The sequence below is a fragment of the Phytohabitans kaempferiae genome (assembly GCF_042433955.1).
In the GTDB taxonomy this organism is placed as follows: domain Bacteria; phylum Actinomycetota; class Actinomycetes; order Mycobacteriales; family Micromonosporaceae; genus Phytohabitans; species Phytohabitans kaempferiae.
Genome location: NZ_JBHLUH010000004.1, coordinates 605,527 through 625,129, shown reverse-complemented (window position 1 = coordinate 625,129; position 19,603 = coordinate 605,527). Strand labels below are relative to the sequence as shown.

Sequence of the window (19,603 nt, the reverse complement as noted above, 5' to 3'; positions counted from 1 at the left end):
GCTACCTTGATCCCCGAGGTGGTGACGGTGACGACTCTCGTACGCGAACCGGCAACCCGGGCACCGGCCGCCGCACCCGCGGCCCGGCTGCGCAAGCGGGCGGCGGGACGATTCCGGGGTACCCCGGGCCGGTTGAGGCTCGCCACCGTGGCGCTCGTCGTGCTGGGCCTGGCGACCGGGGTCGCCGGTGCGGTCGGTGTACGCCAGCGGGCCGACCTCGTCGATGGTGCGGTGGCGCGCAGCGGCGAGCTGACGGTCGCGGCGCAGCGGCTCTACCGCGCGCTCTCCGATGCCGACGCGACCGCCGCGAGCGCGTTCCTCACCGGTGGCGTCGAGCCGGTCGCGCTGCGTGAGCGTTACCAGGCCGACATCGCCGACGCCGCGGCCGCCCTAGCGATCGTTTCCGGCGGTGGCGCGGGCGACGGCCGGGGCGCCAACGCGGTGGCCCGGATCGCCGCGCAGCTTCCCGTCTACACCGGCCTGGTGGAGACCGCCCGGGTCTACAACCGCCAGGGCGTACCGGTGGGCGGCGCGTACCTGCGCGAGGCGTCCGGCGTGATGCGCGAGCGGCTGCTCCCCGCCGCCCAGGAGCTGTACGACGCGGTCTCCGCCGAGCTGGACGAGGCGCGCGACGACGCGGGCGCCTTCCCGTGGTTCGCGGTGGCGCTCGGCGTGCTGACGATCGCCGCGCTCGTGGTGGTCCAGCGATATCTGACCAGACGCACCAACCGCGTGTTCAACATCGGATTGGTGGTGGCCACCGTCGCCGCCGTCGCGGTCGTGCTGTGGCTCGGCGTCTCCGCGCTGGTGATTGCGGGGCGGCTGGAGGCGAGCCGCGACCAGGGTTCGGAAGAGGTGGCCCGCCTCGCAGACGCCCGCATCGCCGCGCTCCAGGCCCGCGCCGACGAGTCGCTGACGCTTGTCGCGCGGGGCAACGGGCAGGCGTTCGAAGACGACTACGTGCGGGTGATGGGCGAACTCGCCGGCCCCGAGGGGTCGGGCGGACTGCTCGCCCCGCTCGACGCGAACGGGCCCACGCGAGAGGCCCTCAACGCCGCCCTGGCCGAGGCGCGAAACTGGCTCTCCGCACACGAGCAGGTGCGCCAGCTCGACAACGACGGCCGGTACGCCGAAGCGGTCACCGCCTCGGTCGGTACCGAGGAAAACAGCACCGCCAGCATCGCCAACCGCCTCGACGAGCAGCTCGCCGGTGCGATCGAGCACAACAGCGAGATGTTCCGGCAGGAGGTGCGCGGGGCGGGCAACTCGCTCGCCGGCGCCGACATCGGGGTCGCGGTACTCGCCGCGCTGCTCATGATCGGCGCGGCGGTCGGCATCCAGCGACGACTGGCGGAGTACCGATGAGTAAGCGAACGAGTGTCCGTGCCGCGGCGGCAGTGCTGGCCGCCCTCGTACTGGCCGGCTGTGGGGGCACCGAGCCCTTGCCGTCCGGCCCCGACCCGGCCGAGCCCGCGCGCCCGGTCGGCGTACAGGACCCGGCGGTGCTCCCCACGAGCCCTGTGGCACCGGCCGGCTCGTGCGACCCGCGGGCCAGCTTCCGCCCGACCGGCGCGCTACCGCCCGCGGGGCGGATGCCGTCGGGTTCGACGATGGCGCGGATCCAGCGGGCCGGTCGTCTCGTGGTCGGCGTGGATCAAAACAACTACCGCTTCGGCTACCGCGACTCGAAGACCGGCAACCTGGTCGGCTTCGAGATCGACCTCGCGCGCGAGCTTGCCCGGGCCATCTTCGGCAGCCCCGACAAGGTGCTCTTCCGCACGATCACCACGGCCGACCGGGAAGCCGCGATCCAGGAGGGTCGGGTCGACATCGTCATCCGCAGCATGACGATGAACTGCGACCGGTGGGAACGGATCGCCTTCTCCACCGAGTACTTCTCGGCGGGGCAGGCCATCCTGGTCGCCGGTGACTCGCCGATCAACGGGATCGAAGACCTGGCCGGCAAGAAGGTCTGCGCCGCCACCGGCAGCACCTCGATCCGCAACATCGCCGCGAAGGCGCCCGACGCGCTCCCGGTCTCCGCCAGCGACGCGCTCGACTGCCTGGTGTTGCTCCAGCAGCTTCAGGTGGAGGCGGTCTCGACCGACGACGCGATTCTGGCCGGCTTCGCCGAGCAGGACAAGGGCACGAAGATCCTGCCGGAGCGGTTCACCGAGGAGCCGTACGGCATGGCGATGAAGCAGGGGGCCACCGACCTCGTCCGGTTCGTCAACGGAGTGCTCGACCAGCTCCGCTCGAACGGCACCTGGACCCGCGTGTACGAGACGTGGCTCTCCTCGCTCGGTGACACCCCGCCACCACCCGCGCCGCGCTACCGGGACTGACCGTGTCGACGCCGCCGCTGATGAGCCGCGACGAGGTCGATCGGGCCATCGTCGGGCTCGTCGCGGCGTACGACCGCATCTCCGCCGCGATGTTCGAGATGGACGCGCATCCCGCGCTCGTACTGCTGCGCGGTGGCGGGCTGCGCGGGCGTACCGCCGAGGTGGCAAACGAGGTGCTGGCCGCCGTCGAGGTGCTGTGGTCGCAGTTCACCGCGCTCGGCGCCCAGCTCGACCGGGCCAAGACGGTACGCGCGGAGCGCTCCCGGCCTGGTGACAGCGAGCTGCGCCTGCTCACCTCGGTGCTGCGGCATCCCATCGTGGGGCTGAGCGCGTCGGGCCTGGTGCTCGACAGCCTCGCCGGGGGTACGCCAGCGTCGTGGCAGACCGTACCGGGGCTCGCCAGCGACCTGGAGACGGTGGCCGACGAGGTGGTGCGCGCGCTCGGCGAGGTCGACGCGGCCAGCGCGCGGATCGCCACCGCCTACGCCCAGCCGCTGAGCGCGCTGGAGAAGGCCCGCGCCGGTGCTGTGGACCTGGGCGGCGACGCGCTCAAGGGCTCCGATGTGGACGGTCTGGCGCAGAAGCTGAGCGACGCGCACGCCGAGGCGCTGCTCGACCCGATCGGGGCGAGCGCTCCGCCGCCCGGGCTGGTCTCCGAGATCGAGGCGCTGACCGCACGGATCGCCAGCTTGGCGGCACTGCGCAGCGCGTACCCGGATCGGATCCAGAGCCTGACCACGGCGGTGGACGAGGTGGCCGCGGCGGAGGCGAAGACGCGCGAGGCCTATGCCATGGCGGAGGCCAAGATTGCGAATACGGGCCTGCCGCCGGCGCCGGACGCGACCGGCGGGCTCCGCGCGCACCTCGCGCAGCTCGGGCAGTTGCAGCGGGAGGGGCGGTGGCTGCGGCTGGTCGACGAGCTGTCCATTGTGGAGCGTTCGGTGGCGCGGGCGAAGGAGCGCGCGGCGCACCTCTTCGAGGCGGCCGACGGGCTGATGCAGCGCCGCACCGAGCTGCGCGGCCGGCTGGACGCCTACCGGGCGCGGGCCGGTCGGATGGGGCTGGTCGAGCATGACGAGCTGGCCGCCAAGCACCGCGCCGCGCGGGACCTGCTCTACACCAGCCCCTGCGACCTGCCCGCCGCCACGCGTGCGGTGGTCGCCTACCAGCGTTATCTCAACCAGCTCACGGAGAGGGGCAATCCATGAGGTGTGTCCGGTCCGGTTGCTCCGGCTCGTACGGGGCCGAGGGCTACTGCGACGAGTGCGGGCGGCGGGCGCCGGCCGGCGTGGTGCCGGCGCAGGCCAGCCCGGCGTCCTCCGCCACGCCCCCGGTGAGCGTCGCGACGGCGTCCGGCTCGATCGCGACGGCGACCGGGCGGGGCTCGACGCGCGGCTCCAGCCGCAGCCGCGCCGCCTCGCGCGGCGGGCTGGGCGCGGGCCTCATCGAGCTGCCCCGCGTGCCGCTGCGCGACCCGGCCACCGCGGTCATGCGCGAGCCCAAGGTCTCCGAGGGGCGCCGCTACTGCAGCAAGTGCGAGGAGCCGGTCGGGCGCGGGCGCGACGGCAAGCCGGGGCGGAGCGAGGGCTTCTGCCCCAACTGCGGCACGCCCTTCTCCTTCCTGCCCCGGCTCAACCAGGGCGACCTCATCAACGACCGGTACGAGGTGCTCGGCGCGCTCGCGTACGGCGGACTGGGCTGGATCTATCTCGCCCGCGACCGCAACGTCAGCGACTCGGTGAGCGACCGCTGGGTCGTCCTCAAGGGACTGATCAACACCGCCGACGCGGACGCGATGGCGGCGGCGGTGACCGAGCGGCGCTACCTGGTCGAGATCGACCATCCCAGCATCGTGAAGATCCACGACTTCGTGCAGCACCCCGACCCGAAGACCGGCCAGCCGGTGGGCTACATCGTCATGGAGTACGTGGGCGGGCAGTCGCTGCGTGACATGCTGATGGCCCGCCGCTCCGAGGGGCACCGCGTGCTGCCGCTCGCCGAGGTGCTCGCGTACGGCGCGGAGGTGCTGCCCGCCATCGGCTACCTGCACGGGCGCGACCTGCTCTACTGCGACTTCAAGCCGGACAACGTGATCCACGCGGAGGAGCAGCTCAAGCTCATCGACCTCGGTGCCGTACGCCGGATCGACGACGACGTGAGCGCGGTCTACGGCACGCCCGGCTACCAGGCGCCCGAGGTGGCCGACGTGGGCCCCTCGATCCCCGCCGACATCTACACCGTCGGGCGCGCGCTGGCGGTGCTGAGCTTCGAGTTCCGCGGCTTCTCCAGCACGTACGCCGGGAAGCTGCCGGATCGCGGCGACGTGCCACTGCTCGTCCAGGAGGAGTCGTATTACCGGCTGCTGGTCCGCTCCACGCACCCCGACCCGGCCCGGCGCTTCCAGTCCGCGGCCGACATGAGCGACCAGCTGCTCGGCGTACTCCGCGAGGTGCTCTCCGCCAACGACGCGGTGCCCCGGCCGGTGGTGTCCCGGCAGTTCACGCCGGAGCGGCGGGCGTTTGGCACGGCGGCCGGCGAGGTGGGCGGCGAGGCGGTGGTGGTCGACCTCCAGCCCGCCGGGGTCGCCGCCGCGCTGCCGCTGCCCCAGGTCGACGTGCTCGACCCGGGCGCCGGCTTCCTCGCCACGCTCAGCAGCACCGACCCGGCCGAGCTGGTGCGCCAGCTCGAGTCGCCGCCCGTACACAGCACCGAGGTGGCGCTCCGCCTGGTCCGCGCCCGCATCGACGCCGGCGACCTGGCCGGGGCGGTGGCCGGGCTGGATGAGCTGGCCGCCGCCGACCCGTTCGACTGGCGGGTCGACTGGTACCGGGGCATCGCCGCCATGGCCGCCGGCCGTCCCGGTGACGCGCGGGTCGCGTTCGACGCCGTCTACAGCGAGCTGCCCGGCGAGCCCGCCGCCCGGCTCGCCCTGGCCGCCGCGATCGAGTGCACCGGCGACAGGGAGGCGGCGCAGCGGCTGTACGACCGCGTGTGGCGGGTCGACCGGGGCTTCATCAGCGCCGCGTTCGGGCTGGCCCGCATCCGGCTCGCCGCGGGCGACCGGGGCGGCGCGCTGGCCGTACTCGACCAGGTGCCGGACAACTCCAGCCACCACGTGACCGCGCAGGTCGCCGCCGTACGCGCCAGCCTGCACGCGGGAAGCCAGCCGACGCACGCCGACGACCTGCTGCGCGCCTCCGGGCGGCTGGAGCGCCTCGGCCTCGACGTCGAACGGCAGGCGCGGCTGACCGTGGAGATGCTGGAGGCCGCGCTCGCCTGGCTCACCGCCACGCACCTTCCGCCGCACCGGCTGCCGACCGGCGCGCGAGTGCTCGGGCACGAGCTGTCCGAGCGGGGGCTGCGCTTCGGGCTGGAGCGGGCGTACCGGACGATGGCCCAGATCGCCCGCGACCCGGACACGAGGATCGCGCTGGTCGACCGGGCCAACAGCGTACGCCCCCGGACGCTCGTATGAGAATGTGCCCGGAGCACGGCCCGCCCAGCGAGCCGGAGCACAAGTTCTGCGAGGTTTGCGGGCGCAACCTGATGACCGGCGAGGCCGCCCCGGTCGAGCCCGTACCCACGGTGTGGCTCTCCTCGCGCGCCGGGCTCGCCTGCGTGGGGTGCGGGGCCGCCGGCACGGAGATGTACTGCGACAACTGCGGGCGGCGGCGTTCGGTCGGCCGCGACCACGCGGAGCTGGACCTGACCACGGTCGGTGCGGTCACCGACCGGGGACGGCGCCGCCCGCGCAACGAGGACGCGGTGGTGATCGGCCGGTACGACGGCGGCCTGGTGTCGGTGGTGTGCGACGGGGTCTCCACCTCGACCCGGTCCGACGCGGCGTCACACCGTGCCGCCGAGGCGGGGGTCGCCGCGCTGCTCGACGCGCTCACCTCCGGGGCCGATCCCGCCGATGCGACCGTGCTGGGCGCCCACGCCGCCGCGAAAGCAGCCCGCGCGGCGGCCGGCACCGATGCGAGCGACACGCCGCCGAGCTGCACGTACGTCTCCGGGATCGTCACCGCCGACGCGGTGACTGTGGGCTGGATCGGCGACAGCCGGGCGTACTGGCTCGGCCCCGAACCCGACTGCCTCACCGTCGACGACTCGATCGCTGGCCAGCTCGCGGCGGGGCGGCCCGCACCGGCCACAGTGGAGGCCGACCCCACGTCCCGCGCGCTCATCCGGTGGCTGGGCGCCGACTCTGACGACGCCGAGCCGCAGGTGCGCTCGCTGCGGCCGAGCGGGGAGGGGCGGCTCCTGCTCTGCTCGGACGGGCTGCATCACTACCTCTCTGAGCCAGCGGAGCTGGCCGCCGCCGCCACCGGTACCCCGATCGAGGTGGCCCGCCACCTCACCGCCGTGGCCCTCGACGGCGGTGGCCACGACAACATCGCCGTCGCCGTACTCTCCTTCCCCGCCTTAGGAGGATCCGCCCCATGACCGCGCAGTTCACGGCCGAGGTCGACCAGAACGAGTACCTGCCCGAGGGCGGCCGCGTCGTCGACGCGATCGTCACGGTGACCGCGCAGGGCGGCGACCTGCGCGAAGCCTCGACGGCGCTGAGTGCCGCGCAGGTCATCCTGGTCGACACGTCGGGCTCGATGGCGATGCCCGGCACGAAGATCGCCGAGGCCAAGAAGGCGACCGCCGTCGCGATCGACACGCTCCGCGACGGCGTGGCGTTCGCGGTCGTGGCCGGCACCGCCGGCGCCCACATGATCTATCCGGGCGAGACCCGCATGGTCCCCGCCAACCCCCAGACCCGTGCCGAGGCCAAGGCCGCCGTCTCCCGCCTCCGGGCCGACGGGGGTACCGCCATCGGCCGCTGGCTCGACCTCGCCAACTACCTCTTCGCGGGGCAGAACGCCGAGGTGAAGCACGCGATCCTGCTCACCGACGGGCAGAACCAGCACGAGACGCCGACCGACTTCCAGCGGGTACTCGACGCGTGCGAGGGGAAGTTCATCTGCGACAGCCGGGGCGTCGGTACCGACTGGGTCGCCACCGAGCTGCGCAAGGTGGCCTCCACGCTCCTCGGTACGGCAGACGGCCTCGAAGACCCGTCCGAGCTGCCCGCCGCCTTCCGCGCGATGACCGAGGCGGCGATGGGCAAGTCGGTCGCGGACGTCTCGCTGCGTGTGTGGACGCCGGCCGGCTCGAAGATCCGCTTCGTCAAGCAGGTGTACCCCCAGGTCGAAGACCTCACCGGCCGCCGCGCCGAGGTCAGTGCCCGCATCGGCGACTATCCGACCGGCGCGTGGGGCGCGGAGAGCCGCGACTACCACATCTCCGTGGAGGTCGAGCCCGACGTGGTCGGCGAGGAGGTGCTGGCCGCGCGGTTCAGCCTGGTGAGCGGCGGCTCGGTACTGACCGAGAAGCTGGTGCTCGCCCGCTGGACCGACGACACCGCGCTCTCCACGAAAATCAACCCGCAGGTCGCCCACTACACCGGGCAGGCTGAGCTGGCGGCGGTCATCCAGGAGGGTCTTCAGGCTCGCGACGAGGGCGACGTGGAGAAGGCCACCGCCAAGCTGGGCCGCGCCGTGCAGCTCGCCAACGAGTCCGGCCACGAGGGCACGGCCAAGCTGCTCGCCCGCGTGGTGGACGTGGTGGACGCGCCCACCGGCACCGTACGCCTGAAGCGGCAGGTCGCCGGCGTCGACGCGGAGCTGACCAACGTGCGCAGCACCAAGACCGTACGCGTGAAGAAGAAGCAGCCGGAGGAGGGCTGATGGCAACCTGCCCCAAGGGCCACGACTCGGCAACCCTCGACTACTGCGAGGTGTGCGGCGCGCGGATTGGTGGCGCCCCGGCCGCTGCACCTGCCGCGCCCCCGGCGGCCGCCCCCGCGGAGACCCCCGCGGCCGGTGACGCGGGTACGCCCTGCCCGGTGTGTGGGACGCCGAAGACCGGCCGCTTCTGCGAGGAGGACGGCTACGACTTCCTGCTGGCTCCGCCGGTGACGGCCCAGTCCACGGCGGAGTCTTCCGCGCCGGCCGTGTCCTCGGCGGCGGCCTCCGGCTCCGGCCCTGCCGCGCCCTCGGCGGCGGCTTCCGCCGCGGGTCCGGCTTCCGCGACGGCTTCTGGCGCGGCTTCCGCGCCGTGGCAGGTCGTCGTACGGGCGGACGCCGCCTACTTCGAGGTCGTCAAGGAGATGGGAGGCGAGGACGCCGGCTCGCTGGCGATGCCCCGCTTCGTGGCCGAGCGCCGCTTCGACCTGACCGGCCAGCAGATCGTCATCGGCCGGCGCAGCCGTTCGCGCGGCGTCAACCCGGACATCGACCTGGTCGGCCCGCCGGAGGACCCCGGCGTATCCCACGTGCACGCGCTGCTCGTGCCGCAGGAGGGCGGCTGGGCCGTGGTCGACATGGAATCCTCCAACGGCACGTACCTCAACGACCCCCGCTCCAACCCGATCGACCCCAACGTCCCGGTGGCGCTGAAGGACGGCGACATCGTGTACCTCGGGGCCTGGACCGCCCTGACCGTCCACACTGTCTGACCCGGCCCGCGACCTGCCGTACCGGCGGGTCGCGGACCGCAGGGCGTCAGTAAGCGTGGAGACGCGCGATGTTGTCCTGCGGGGGCGCGGTCTTCGGGGCGACGTCATAGTCAAGCAACCGCAACACTTCGGTGACCTCGGGGCTAGTCATCGCCGAGGAGGTAGTCGATGCTCCGGACGAGCTCGTAAATCTTGCGTTGCTCGGGCTGGAGGTCGAAGTCGCGGCCGAGGTCGTACAGGCGTTCCTTGGACATGCCGACCTGGTTGAGCAGCCGGTCACGCCACTCCAGCAGCTCCTCGCGCGTCTTGACGATCGCGGTGGACATGGCGGGCCCTCTCGCTGGCGGTGACGCTATAGCGCCCATGCTAGGCACACCCCCTGGCGGTGTCACTTTAAGCAACGGTATGGCCACGAAAATGTGGTGGCTGATGCCTCAGTGTTCCGGTAGGTGACGCGGACCACACCAGCCGAACGGGTAGAGGGCTGTCAAGTCTCGGACGGAGCGCCTGTCACAGGGCGATGTGCCCGCCCCGCCCAACCTGGAGGGCGGACGAGGCGGGCACGGAGGGTCAGCAGCAGCTCGCCGTCGGGTTTTCGTCGCGGCGGTCGGTGCGGCAGCGCTCGAACTCGCGTCGGGACATCAAGGGCTGGTCGGGGTGGAGGCGGCCGTGGCGTTCGACGTAGTGGTCGTACTGCGCCTCGCCGGTCAGCTCGCGGAGGTACCAGCGGACGGCCGCCAGGGCGCGCCTCATGTGCGTTCCCCGGGGGATGTCGCCGCTGCGGCGGCCATCTCGCGTTTCTCCTCGGCCGTGGCGAAGAGGCCGGCCGGGGCGACGATCTTCGACTTCACGTACGGCGCCTCGGTGGTGGGGAGTGGCGCGCGGGCGCGGATGGCCTTCCAGCAGATCCAGGCCGCGTTCGCGATCACGAGGATGACCAGGATGGCGAAGAACGCCGACAGGATTCCGTCCACAGTGGAGTTGGTGACCACGGCCCGCATGTCGTCGAGGTTCTTGGCGGGGGCGAGCACCTCGCCGCGGTCGAGGGCTTCGGCGAAGCGTTCGCGCTGGGCGAAGAAGCCGATCGCCGGGTTGTCGGAGAAGACCTTCTGCCAGCTCGCCGTCAGCGTGACAGTGGCGTCCCAGGCCAGCGGGATGCCGGTCACCCAGGCCCATTTGAGGCGGCCGCTCTTGACCAGGATCGTGGTGGCCACCGCCAGGGCCACGGCCGCCAGTAGCTGGTTGGCGATGCCGAAGAGCGGGAAGAGCTGGTTGATGCCGCCCAGCGGGTTGGTCACGCCGGTGTAGAGGAAGTAGCCCCAGGCGAGTACGACGACGGCGCTGGTGGCCCACAGGCCCGGCTTCCAGCTGACCCGGCCGATCGGCTTCCAGATGTTGCCGAGCGTGTCCTGGAGCATGAACCGGCCGACGCGTGTGCCGGCGTCCACTGTGGTCAGGATGAACAGCGCCTCGAACATGATGGCGAAGTGGTACCAGAACGCTTTCAGCCCGTCGCCGCCGATCACGCTGGAGAAGATCTCCGACATGCCGACCGCCAGTGTGGGCGCCCCACCGGTGCGGGCGACCAGTGTCTCTTCCTCGACCGCGGCGGCCGCGGCGCTGAGATCCTGGGGCGTGATGGTGAAGCCCAGGTTGGCCACCGCCGTTGATGCGCTCTCCACTGTGGAGCCGAGGAGGCCGGCGGGCGCGTTCATGGCGTAGTAGAGGCCGGGCTCCAGGATGCAGGCGGCGATCAGCGCCATCACGGCGACGAACGACTCCATCAGCATCGCGCCGTAGCCGACGAGGCGTACCTGCGACTCTTTCTGGATCATCTTCGGCGTGGTGCCGGACGAGATCAGCGAGTGGAAGCCGGAGAGCGCGCCACACGCGATCGTGATGAAGACGAACGGGAAGAGCTCGCCGGAGAAGACCGGACCGTTGCCCTCCCGGGCGAAGTCGGTCACCGCCTCGGTCTGGAGCACCGGCGCGGCGATGATCACGCCGACGGCGAGCAGCCCGATCACGCCGACCTTCATGAACGTGGAGAGGTAGTCGCGTGGTGCCAGGAGCATCCAGACCGGGAGTACCGAGGCGAAGAAGCCGTACACGATCAGGCAGATGGTGAGCGTCTCCGGGCTGAGCGTGAACGTGTCGGCGAGGCCGGACTCCTGTACCCAGCCGCCGGCCACGATCGCGAGCAGCAGCAGCGCGACGCCGATCGCGGTGGTCTCGATGACCCTTCCGGGGCGGAGCATCCGCAGGTAGAAGCCCATGAAGAGGGCGATCGGGATGGTCATCGCGATGGAGAACGTGCCCCACGGCGACTTGGCGAGCGCGTTGACCACCACCAGCGCGAGCACCGCCAGCAGAATGATCATGATGGAGAAGACCGCGACCAGCGCGGCGATGCCGCCGACCGTACCGATCTCGTCGCGGGCCATCTGGCCGAGGCTCTTGCCGTTGCGCCGCATCGAGAAGAACAGGATCACCATGTCCTGCACGGCGCCGGCGAAGATGACGCCGAAGATGATCCACATGGTGCCGGGCAGGTAGCCCATCTGCGCGGCGAGCACGGGACCGACCAGCGGCCCGGCGCCGGCGATCGCGGCGAAGTGGTGGCCAGCCAGGATGCGGCGGTCGGTCGGCTGGTAGTCGATGCCGTTGTCCAGCCGCTCCGCGGGCGTGGCCCTGGTGTCGTCGACCTTCAGCACCTTGCGGGCGATGAAGCGGGCGTAGAAGCGGTACGCGATCGCGTACGAGGCGAGCGCCGCCACCACGAGCCAGATGGCGTTGATCTCCTCACCGCGGGACAGGGCGAGCACGCCCCAGGCGATCGCGCCGGCGATGGCGACGGCGGTCCAGATCGCGACCGATCTCGGGTTGAGCCGGCGGGCGGGGGTGCTCGGCGGGCTCGTGGGCGTAGTGGTCGTCACAGGGGGCCTCCAAGAGCTAGCGGCGCAGCAACAGGTAGGCGGTGAGCATGAGTAGAACACTCAAAGGGATCCAGAGCATCTGATACCAGTAGAAAAAGGGCACACCGGCGAGGGAGGGACCGCCGCCGGTGTAGAAGGGCACCCACAGCAGGGCGACGAACGGCGCGGCGAGACAGCCCGCCGCGATCACCCGTGCGGTGTTCCACGTCACATGGCAGAGTTGCCCAACCAGCGCATTCGGTTTACCCGATGTTTCAGGGAGATCTCGTGCTCGCCACCGTGGCCGCGTTTCTCGCCGTTGTCGGCGGTACGTCACTGGTGGCGGTCGGTGCCCGCTGGTTCCGGCGGGACGACTCGCTGCCCACACTGGAGGGCTGGGCGCTGGCTGGCCGGCAGTTCGGCGCGCCCACCACCTGGCTGCTGCTCGGCGGGACGATCTACACGGCGTACACATTCGCGGCCGTACCGGGGATGGTGTACGGCGCCGGCGCGCTCGGCTTCTTCGCGCTCCCGTACACGGTGATCGTCTATCCGCTCGCGTTCGTGCTGCTCCCGCGCTTGTGGACAGCGGCCCGCGACAACGGCTACATCACGGTCGCCGACTACGTGAAGGGGCGGTACGACTCCCCGCCGCTCGCGCTCGCGGTCGCGCTGACCGGGATTCTCGCCACGATGCCGTACATCGCGCTCCAGCTCCTCGGCATCCGGGCGGTGCTCACCGCGGGCGGGCTGTACCCCCGCGGGCTGGCCGGCGACCTCGCGCTGGTCGCGGTGTTCGGGGTGCTGGCGATCGCCACGTACCGGCACGGGCTGCGCGCGCCAGCGGTGATCTCGATCGTGAAGGGCGCGGCGATCTTCGGGGCGACGCTGGCGGTGGTCGCGGTGGTGTTCGACGAGATGGGCGGCCCGGGGCGGATGTTCGAGACGGCGGCGGCCCGGCACACCGCGCTCGCGCTGGAGCCCGCGCTCTTCCCCGCCTTCGCCACGCTCGCGCTCGGCTCGGCGATGGCGCTGCTGGTGTACCCGCACGTGCTCACCGCCGCCTTCGCCGCCTCCGGGCCGGACACGCTGCGCAAGGTGACCATCGCGTTGCCGGCATGGACCGCGGTGCTCGGCCTCTTCGGCGTACTCGGCATCGCCGCGCTCGCCGCCGGCGTGGACGCGCCACCGGGCAACGCCGAGTCGGCCGTACCGCTGCTGGTGGAGCAGCTCATGCCGGCCGCGCTGACCGGCGTGCTGTTCGGAGCGTTCGTGGTCGGCGCGCTCGTACCGGCGGCGGTGATGTCGATCGCGGCGGCCGCCCTCTTCGTCCGGAACGTCTACGTCGAGTACTTCCACCCCACCGCCACCCCGAAGCACCAGACCCGGATCGCCCAGGCGGTGTCGCTGACCGCGAAGGTCGGCGCGGTGGCGTTCGTCTTCGGCCTGCGCAACCAGGACGCGATCAACCTGCAACTGCTCGGCGGGGTCTGGATCCTCCAGACGTTCCCGGCGGTGGCGATCGGCCTCTTCACCACCCGGCTGCACCGGTGGGCACTGCTCGCCGGCTGGGCGGTGGGCATGGCCACCGGCACGCTGCTGGTGGTCTGGGGCGGCTTCTCCTCGGTGGTCTCGGTCGGGTTCGGCGAGGTGCAGGTGCCGGTGTACGCCGCGGTGGTCGCCTTCGCGCTCAACATGGTCGTGGCGGTCGGGCTCACGCCGTTCTTCGCCCGCTCGGAGGAGGCGGTGCGCGCATGACACCACTGACCCAGGCACAGGCCGCCGCGCGAGCCGCCACCGAGGCCGACGCCGCGCTGGCGGGGCTCTTCCAGACGCAGTACGCCGCGATGGTCCGCCTCGCCGTACTGCTCGGTGCCGACGACGCGGAGGACATCGTGGCGGAGGCGTTCTACCAGCTGTACCGGCGGTGGAAGAAGCTGCGCGGGGCGGATGCGGCGGTGCCGTACCTGCGTTCGGTGGTCTGCAACCTCACCCGGATGCGGCTGCGCCACCTACAGGTCGTACGCAAGCACAGCACCCCGGACGCGGCACCGCAGGCGGGCAGCTCGGCGGAGGCGGAGGCGCTGCTCCACGACGACCAGCGGGCCCTGGTCGCGGCCCTCAAGGAGCTGCCCGCACGGCAGCGGGAGGCGCTCGTCCTGCGACACTGGCTGGGTCTGCGGGAGGCGGAAATCGCCGAGGCGATGGGCATCTCGGCCGGCGCGGTGAAGTCGCACACGTCGCGCGGGATGGCCGCCCTCACGCGGGTCCTGGAGGAACGCCGATGAGCCGGAGCACGGAAGAGAGACTGCGGGAGACGCTCGGCGCGCTCGCCGCGGGGATCGAGGCCGCGCCGCCCGCGTACAAGAAGGCGCGGGCCGAGTGGCGGCGGCGCGAGCGCCGGCGGCGGCTCATCCTGGCCGTGCTGATCGCCATCGTCTTCGCGCTCGCCGACCTGATCGGCCTCTGGGCGCTCAACCAGACCCGCGACCACGACCCGATCATCTTCGACGACCGCTCCCGCATCAACCAGCCGGTCCCGACCGCCACCGGCGGCGTGATCCCGCCGTAGGCGAACGGACCGGCGGCAGGTCTACCACGCCGAGCCGGGCAGCCCTTCCGGTCGCGCGCTCCAACTGCTCGGCAGCGCCGCGGCGGAGGTCACGGTGCCAGCCCACGAATGGAGTGGTCCAGCAGCTCCACCGGGTGCATGATAAGCGGGCCGTTCTCGGCGTACCGGCGGATCTGCAACAGGCATCCGGCGTTGCCGGTCACGATCACGTCGGGGCGCGCGGCGGCCAGGTTTTCCGCCTTGCGCCGCCCGAGCTGCTCGGCGGTGTCCGGCTGGAGCAGGTTGTAGACGCCCGCCGAGCCGCAGCAGATCTTCTCCTCGGCCACGCCGACCAGCTCCACGCCCGGGATCGTGCGCAGCACGTCGCGCGGCTCGCGCGTGATCTGCTGCGCGTTGGCCAGGTGACACGCGTCGTGGTACGCGACCCGCAGCGGCAGCGGATGGCGCTCCGCGACCGGTTCCAGCTCGGCGAGCACCTCGCTCACGTCACGCACGCGGCCGGCGAAGGCGGCTGCCCGCTCGGCGTACTTCGGGTCGTCGCGGAGCAGCTCGCCGTACTCCTTGAGCACCGAGCCGCAGCCCGCCACGTTGACGACCACCGTCTCGTACCTCTCGAAGGCGTCGACCGTGCGGCGCGCGAACTCCCGCGCCTCCGCGTCGCGCCCGGTGTGCAGGCTCAGCGCACCGCAGCAGCCCTGCCCCTTGGGCACGGCCACGCGGCAGCCCTCGGCCGCGAGGACCCGCGCGGTCGCGTCGTTGACCGGCTTGAAGAAGACCCGTTGGGCACAGCCCGCCAGGAGGGCCACGTCGCGTCGTGGTGCGGCGTGCGTCGTTTCCCTGGTACGACCCAGCAGGTCCCGCACGCGCACGGGCGGGAGCAGTCCTTCGAGCGCCCGCAGGCGTGCCGGCATCCGGCGCAGCAGCCCTGAGCGGCGGGTCAGCCAGCGGAGGCCCAGCCGCTCGTAGAGCACTCCGGCGAGCGCGGCGACACGCAACCGCCGGGGGTATGGGAAGAGCGCGAACACCATCGAGCGGAAGAACCGGTCGCGGGGCACCTCGCGGTCGAGCTGCGGTCGGGCGGAGTCGATCAGCGCGTTGTACTTGACGCCGGACGGGCAGGCGGGCACGCACGCGAGGCAACCAAGGCAGGAGTCGAGGTGGCGGGTCACCGGCCCGTCCACCGGCGCCTCACCGCGCGTGGCGAGGTCCATGAGGTAGATGCGGCCACGCGGCGACTCGGCCTCGTCGCCGGTAATCACGTACGTCGGGCAGGTGGGCAGGCAGAAGCCACAGTGGACACACTCGTCGAGCAGCGCCAGGTCTACGTCGAAAGCCACCGCACCTCCCTCAGAACCACGGCGCGAACCGTCCCGGGCCGAGCCGGCCCTCCGGATCGAATCGCCGCTTGACCGCGCGCATCAGCGGGACGGCCGCGTGCGGCTCGCCCCAGGCGGGGATGCCCGGCGCCCGGCGGAGCACCGTCACCTGTGCGAACTCCTCGCGCAGCCGGCTCACGTCGGTCACCGCCAGCGTGTGTACGCCCACCGCCGCGCTGCTGGTGAGAGAGGTCGCGTGCTTGGCGACGGCGGGGAGCTGGCTGGGCCGGCTGCCACAGCGCACCACCAGGTCGCCGTCGCTCACCGCGGCCACGCGCCGCCAGGCCGCCTCGGCCTCCAGAAAGGAGAGCATCGTGCCACCGGGCGTGGCCGCCGCGCGCCGCTCCACACTGGACTCCACGCCCTCGTATCGGGCCAGCAGCTCGCCGCCGCACCACTCCAGCGCGGACGGCTCCAACCGTGCCTCCAACACGCGTCCGGTGATCTCCACGGCCTCCGCCGCGTCGCAGGGGATGGAGACGGTGCGGGCGGCCGGCGGCAGCGGATGTACGCGGAGCACCACCTCGGCGATCACCCCGAGCGTGCCGAACGAGCCGCAGAGCAGCTTGCCGAGGTCGTATCCCGCGACGTTCTTGATGACGTGTCCGCCGGAGCGGGCCACCGTGCCGTCGGCGAGCACCACGGTAACGCCGATGAGCAGGTCGCGCGGGCCGCCGTACGCGTGCCGCAGCGGTCCAGAGTCGGCGGTGGCGACCAGCCCGCCGACCGTCGCACCGGCGGGCGCGCGGGCCGGGTCGAGCGAGATCCGCTGTCCGCTCGCCGCCAGCTCCCGCTGAAGCGTGGCCAGCGGCGTGCCGGCCCGCACGGCGACGGTCATGTCCGCCGGGTTGTACGTGACCACGCCGGTCAGCCCGGCCGTCTCCAGCACGTGGTCGGTCGCGTCGGGCGCGCCGGCCCAGCCCTCGGCGGTGCCCGCGCCACGGACCAGCAGCGTGCCACGCGTGTCCCGTACGGCGTCGCGCAGCTCGGCGAGGGAGGTGGGCCTCATAGCCGCTCGATGACGCCGGCCGCCTCCAGCGGATGCGGGCGGTACGGCCCCGGCCGCTCCCCGCACAGCCGCGGGGTCGGGAAGACCTTGCCCGGGTTGCAGAGCCCTTCGGGGTCGAACGCCGCGCGCAGCCGCTCCATCGTGGCCAGGTCGTCTTCGGAGAACATCCGCGGCATCGAGCACGCCTTGTCGGTGCCGATGCCGTGCTCACCGGAGAGCGAGCCGCCCAGCTCGACGCAGAGTTCGGCGATGGCGGTCGAGAGCGCCTCGGCCCGATCGTGCTCGCCGCGCGCCTCGCTGTAGAGCACCAGGGGGTGGAGGTTGCCGTCGCCGGCGTGGAAGACGTTTGCCACGCGGATGCCCGCCGCGTCGCCCATCTCCGCGATCCGCGTGAGCGCCTCGCCCAGCCGCGTACGCGGGACGACCCCGTCCTGCACGAAGTAGTTGGGGCTGAGCCGCCCCACCGCCGCGAACGCCGCCTTCCGCCCCTGCCAGATCTTCGCCCGGTGCTCGGCGTCGCGCGCGATGGTCACCTCGGTCGCCCTGGCGCAGAGCCGAGTGAGGTCGGCGAAGCGGGCCTCCACCTCGTCGGCCGGCCCGTCCAGCTCCACGATCAGCGCGGCTGCGGTGTCGGGGTCGAAGCCCGCGTCGACCGCCGCGTTGACCGCCTGGATCGCGAGGTTGTCCATCATCTCGATCGCCGCCGGCACGATGCCCTCCGCGATCACCGCGGTCACCGCGTCACCGGCGTCCTTTGTGGAGTCGAAGTTGGCGACGAGCGTGCGGACGGTCGCCGGCGTGTGCAGCAGGCGCACGACCACGCCGGTCACGATGCCGAGCGTGCCCTCGGTGCCGACGAACGCGCCGAGCAGGTCGAACCCCGCCAGGTGCGGCGCGTCTCCGCCGAGCCGCGTGGTGCTCCCGTCGGGGAGGACGACGTCGACGGCGAGGATGTGGTTGACGGTGAAGCCGTACTTGAGGCAGTGCGCCCCGCCCGAGTTTTCCGCCACGTTGCCGCCGATCGTGCAGACCTGCTGGCTGGACGGGTCGGGCGAGTAGTAGAGCCCGTACTTCGCGGCGGCCCGGCTGATGTCGAGGTTGGTCACCCCGGGCTCGACGGTGGCCCGCCGGTCGACCGGGTCGACCTCCACCACGCGCCGGAGCCGCTGGAGCGAGATCACCACGCCGTCGGCGACCGGCAGCGCCCCGCCGGAGAGGCCGGTGCCCGCGCCCCGGGCGACGAAGGGCACCTGGTACCTCGCGCAGGCCCGCACAGCGGTGGCGACCTCGGCGGCGTCGCGGGGGAGGACGACGAGGGCGGGCACGACCCGGTAGCCGGTGAGCGCGTCGCACTCGTACGTCCGCAGGTGCGCCGGATCGGTGACCAGCCCGTCGGCGCCGAGGCGGGCGGTCAGCTCGTCGCGCAGGTCGGCGAGGGACATTCGGGGGCCTCCTCCCTGCCCAGACGCTAGCAGTCGCACCTGATGTTGACCATGGTCCGCGCACCGGATATACCGCTAATTGCAATATGGCGATCAGGCGTATTGCAATTCGCATTGACAAGCGTGGCACATGAATGTCGGGAAGGCGGCTTTCATTAATCGCTCATGCCTCCGCACTGGCAACCTTGCGGAGGTTAGCACACTATGTACCCATGGGGTGGGACAGTGTCTGGTGCAAAGGCTTTCGATCGGAAACGGAAGATCGGTCGGCGTCCGACCGGGAATTGTATTTCGAGCTGCAATTGCAGTCTACGGTGGCTGCTGTTCCGGTCGCGGATGCAAGTCCTGGATTCGCTACGGAACGACCATGACCGCGCGCTCGAAGGGTCGGGAGGCGGGTCTCGAAGCGGCGGTCTACGCCGGGAAGTGGATTGGGGTCGCCGTGCTGGTCGTGCTGGCTATCCTGCTGGTTGGGCTCGCGGCTGTGGCTTCCCTGCAAGGCTTTGGCACACCGACCGGCTGGGCCGACCGGGCAAACGTCGGCGACAGTTTCGGTGTGGTCAACGCGATCGTGTCCGGACTGGCGCTGGCGGCACTGGTGGTTACGCTGTGGCTGCAATCAAGGGAGTTGGCGCTGCAACGGGCCGAGCTCGCCATGCAGCGCGAGTCACTCAATCAGTCTCGTGTGGAGTTGCATCGCAGTGCCGAAGCCAGCCTGCGAATGCTCCATGTGGATCTCATCCGGATGAGCATCGATGATCCTTCGCTGGCGGCCGTGTGGCCACCGCTTGATCCCAGTGCCTCGCACGAGAAAGAGCGGCAGTACCTGTACGCCAACCTGATCTATCAACATATATGGCTGGGCTTGCGTATCAGCGACTACACCGACGGGCAGATGCAGAACCACCTGCGCTACATCTTCACCAGCTCGTTGATGCGCGAGTACTGGCGTGCCGCGGCCAAGGCCCGCACGTCGTTGGTGCCCGGCACACCGGAGCACACCTTCGCCGAGGTGGCGAACCGCATTTGCGGAGAGTACGACGACCTGGTCGCCGCGGCGCGTTCCACCGATCTCGGGCGTGAAGCGGAGCCCAGGCGCTGGGAGCGACTGGACTCGGATGCGCCGTCTGTGACGAAGCCGTCCGGCTAAAGGTCAGGGATGTCGCGTTTGGCGTGCAGAAGTGTCTCCCGGCTGATTACGACGATGCGCTCGTGGCTCGCCCGGCCCGCGTCGGAGGGTAGCTGCCCCTCCAGTTCGGCCGTGGCGTCCGTGCCGATCACGGCGTACCGCCCGTCGTTCAGCAGGAAGATGTCAGGACAGGTCCCGTTATCGACACTGCCTCGCTCGCGTGGGGTCGAGCCCACGCGCTTTTCGATCTTGCCGAATGGGCCGCCATTGTCAAGAGACACAAGGCCTGAGATTACCGATGGCACAA

19 protein-coding genes are annotated in these 19,603 nt (G+C 71.7%); 11 read left to right on the top strand and 8 right to left on the bottom strand.

Annotated elements, in window-relative coordinates; all coding sequences use genetic code 11:
* Nucleotides 1-27 precede the first annotated feature (27 nt).
* Genes ACFFIA_RS04100 through ACFFIA_RS04070 form a run of 7 tightly spaced genes read left to right on the top strand, consistent with a single transcriptional unit; the run spans nt 28 to nt 8,853 of the window.
* Nucleotides 28-1,365 carry a GlnX family signal transduction membrane protein gene (locus ACFFIA_RS04100; protein ID WP_377245427.1) on the top strand — a complete coding sequence of 446 codons (1,338 nt, stop codon included), beginning with the start codon at nt 28-30 and terminating at the stop codon, nt 1,363-1,365.
* Nucleotides 1,362-2,345: a glutamate ABC transporter substrate-binding protein gene (locus ACFFIA_RS04095; protein WP_377245424.1), complete on the top strand. Its 984-nt coding sequence runs from the start codon at nt 1,362-1,364 to the stop codon at nt 2,343-2,345. The genes ACFFIA_RS04100 and ACFFIA_RS04095 overlap by 4 nt, the downstream gene beginning before the upstream one ends.
* A 2-nt stretch (nt 2,346-2,347) precedes the next feature.
* Entirely contained in the window at nt 2,348-3,553 is a 1,206-nt protein-coding gene (locus tag ACFFIA_RS04090) for a hypothetical protein (protein WP_377245421.1), read from the top strand.
* A complete protein-coding gene (locus ACFFIA_RS04085) occupies nt 3,550-5,820 on the top strand; it encodes a serine/threonine-protein kinase (RefSeq protein ID WP_377245418.1) in 2,271 nt (756 codons plus the stop codon). The genes ACFFIA_RS04090 and ACFFIA_RS04085 overlap by 4 nt, the downstream gene beginning before the upstream one ends.
* Nucleotides 5,817-6,791, top strand: coding sequence for a PP2C family protein-serine/threonine phosphatase (locus ACFFIA_RS04080; RefSeq protein ID WP_377245415.1), 975 nt, complete (start codon nt 5,817-5,819; stop codon nt 6,789-6,791). The genes ACFFIA_RS04085 and ACFFIA_RS04080 overlap by 4 nt, the downstream gene beginning before the upstream one ends.
* On the top strand, nt 6,788-8,083 hold the full coding sequence (locus ACFFIA_RS04075) for a vWA domain-containing protein (RefSeq protein ID WP_377245412.1): 1,296 nt from the start codon (nt 6,788-6,790) through the stop codon (nt 8,081-8,083). The genes ACFFIA_RS04080 and ACFFIA_RS04075 overlap by 4 nt, the downstream gene beginning before the upstream one ends.
* Nucleotides 8,083-8,853 carry an FHA domain-containing protein gene (locus ACFFIA_RS04070; RefSeq protein WP_377245409.1) on the top strand — a complete coding sequence of 257 codons (771 nt, stop codon included), beginning with the start codon at nt 8,083-8,085 and terminating at the stop codon, nt 8,851-8,853. Before ACFFIA_RS04075 ends, ACFFIA_RS04070 begins: the two co-directional genes overlap by 1 nt.
* Before the next feature lie 143 nt (nt 8,854-8,996).
* Here ACFFIA_RS04070 and ACFFIA_RS04065 read toward each other — a convergent pair whose 3' ends face one another.
* The 4 genes from ACFFIA_RS04065 to ACFFIA_RS04050 all read right to left on the bottom strand — a co-directional run bounded on the left by ACFFIA_RS04065 (nt 8,997) and on the right by ACFFIA_RS04050 (nt 12,000).
* Entirely contained in the window at nt 8,997-9,179 is a 183-nt protein-coding gene (locus ACFFIA_RS04065; protein ID WP_377245406.1) for a hypothetical protein, read from the bottom strand.
* Nucleotides 9,180-9,423: 244 nt separating this feature from the next.
* Entirely contained in the window at nt 9,424-9,606 is a 183-nt protein-coding gene (locus ACFFIA_RS04060) for a YbdD/YjiX family protein (RefSeq protein WP_377245403.1), read from the bottom strand.
* The gene (locus ACFFIA_RS04055; RefSeq protein ID WP_377245400.1) at nt 9,603-11,789 is read right to left on the bottom strand and encodes a carbon starvation CstA family protein; all 2,187 of its coding nucleotides are present in this window, start codon (nt 11,787-11,789) and stop codon (nt 9,603-9,605) included. Before ACFFIA_RS04055 ends, ACFFIA_RS04060 begins: the two co-directional genes overlap by 4 nt.
* A 16-nt stretch (nt 11,790-11,805) precedes the next feature.
* Nucleotides 11,806-12,000: a DUF3311 domain-containing protein gene (locus ACFFIA_RS04050; RefSeq protein ID WP_377245397.1), complete on the bottom strand. Its 195-nt coding sequence runs from the start codon at nt 11,998-12,000 to the stop codon at nt 11,806-11,808.
* 38 nt (nt 12,001-12,038) lie between these two features.
* On the opposite strand from ACFFIA_RS04050, the gene ACFFIA_RS04045 reads away from it, so the two are divergent.
* From ACFFIA_RS04045 to ACFFIA_RS04035, 3 genes are read left to right on the top strand one after another with little or no spacing between them, the layout of a single operon-like run.
* Nucleotides 12,039-13,526, top strand: a complete 1,488-nt coding sequence (locus tag ACFFIA_RS04045; RefSeq protein WP_377245394.1) for a sodium:solute symporter family protein — start codon at nt 12,039-12,041, stop codon at nt 13,524-13,526.
* Nucleotides 13,523-14,056 (top strand): SigE family RNA polymerase sigma factor, encoded by a 534-nt coding sequence (locus ACFFIA_RS04040; protein ID WP_377245391.1) that lies wholly within the window; start codon nt 13,523-13,525, stop codon nt 14,054-14,056. The genes ACFFIA_RS04045 and ACFFIA_RS04040 overlap by 4 nt, the downstream gene beginning before the upstream one ends.
* The gene (locus ACFFIA_RS04035) at nt 14,053-14,340 is read left to right on the top strand and encodes a hypothetical protein (RefSeq protein WP_377245388.1); all 288 of its coding nucleotides are present in this window, start codon (nt 14,053-14,055) and stop codon (nt 14,338-14,340) included. Before ACFFIA_RS04040 ends, ACFFIA_RS04035 begins: the two co-directional genes overlap by 4 nt.
* An 89-nt stretch (nt 14,341-14,429) precedes the next feature.
* Here ACFFIA_RS04035 and ACFFIA_RS04030 read toward each other — a convergent pair whose 3' ends face one another.
* The 3 genes from ACFFIA_RS04030 to ACFFIA_RS04020 are packed head-to-tail and all read right to left on the bottom strand — an operon-like array spanning nt 14,430 to nt 18,167.
* Nucleotides 14,430-15,677 carry a (Fe-S)-binding protein gene (locus tag ACFFIA_RS04030; protein WP_377245386.1) on the bottom strand — a complete coding sequence of 416 codons (1,248 nt, stop codon included), beginning with the start codon at nt 15,675-15,677 and terminating at the stop codon, nt 14,430-14,432.
* Nucleotides 15,678-15,687: 10 nt separating this feature from the next.
* A complete protein-coding gene (locus tag ACFFIA_RS04025; protein WP_377245383.1) occupies nt 15,688-16,725 on the bottom strand; it encodes an FAD-binding oxidoreductase in 1,038 nt (345 codons plus the stop codon).
* The gene (locus tag ACFFIA_RS04020; RefSeq protein WP_377245380.1) at nt 16,722-18,167 is read right to left on the bottom strand and encodes an FAD-binding oxidoreductase; all 1,446 of its coding nucleotides are present in this window, start codon (nt 18,165-18,167) and stop codon (nt 16,722-16,724) included. The genes ACFFIA_RS04025 and ACFFIA_RS04020 overlap by 4 nt, the downstream gene beginning before the upstream one ends.
* Nucleotides 18,168-18,534: 367 nt before the next feature.
* On the opposite strand from ACFFIA_RS04020, the gene ACFFIA_RS04015 reads away from it, so the two are divergent.
* Entirely contained in the window at nt 18,535-19,317 is a 783-nt protein-coding gene (locus tag ACFFIA_RS04015) for a DUF6082 family protein (protein WP_377245377.1), read from the top strand.
* On the opposite strand, the gene ACFFIA_RS04010 is transcribed toward ACFFIA_RS04015, so the two are convergent.
* Nucleotides 19,314-19,577: a hypothetical protein gene (locus tag ACFFIA_RS04010; RefSeq protein WP_377245374.1), complete on the bottom strand. Its 264-nt coding sequence runs from the start codon at nt 19,575-19,577 to the stop codon at nt 19,314-19,316. The two genes, ACFFIA_RS04015 and ACFFIA_RS04010, sit on opposite strands and share 4 nt — an antisense overlap.
* Nucleotides 19,578-19,603: the final 26 nt, after the last annotated feature.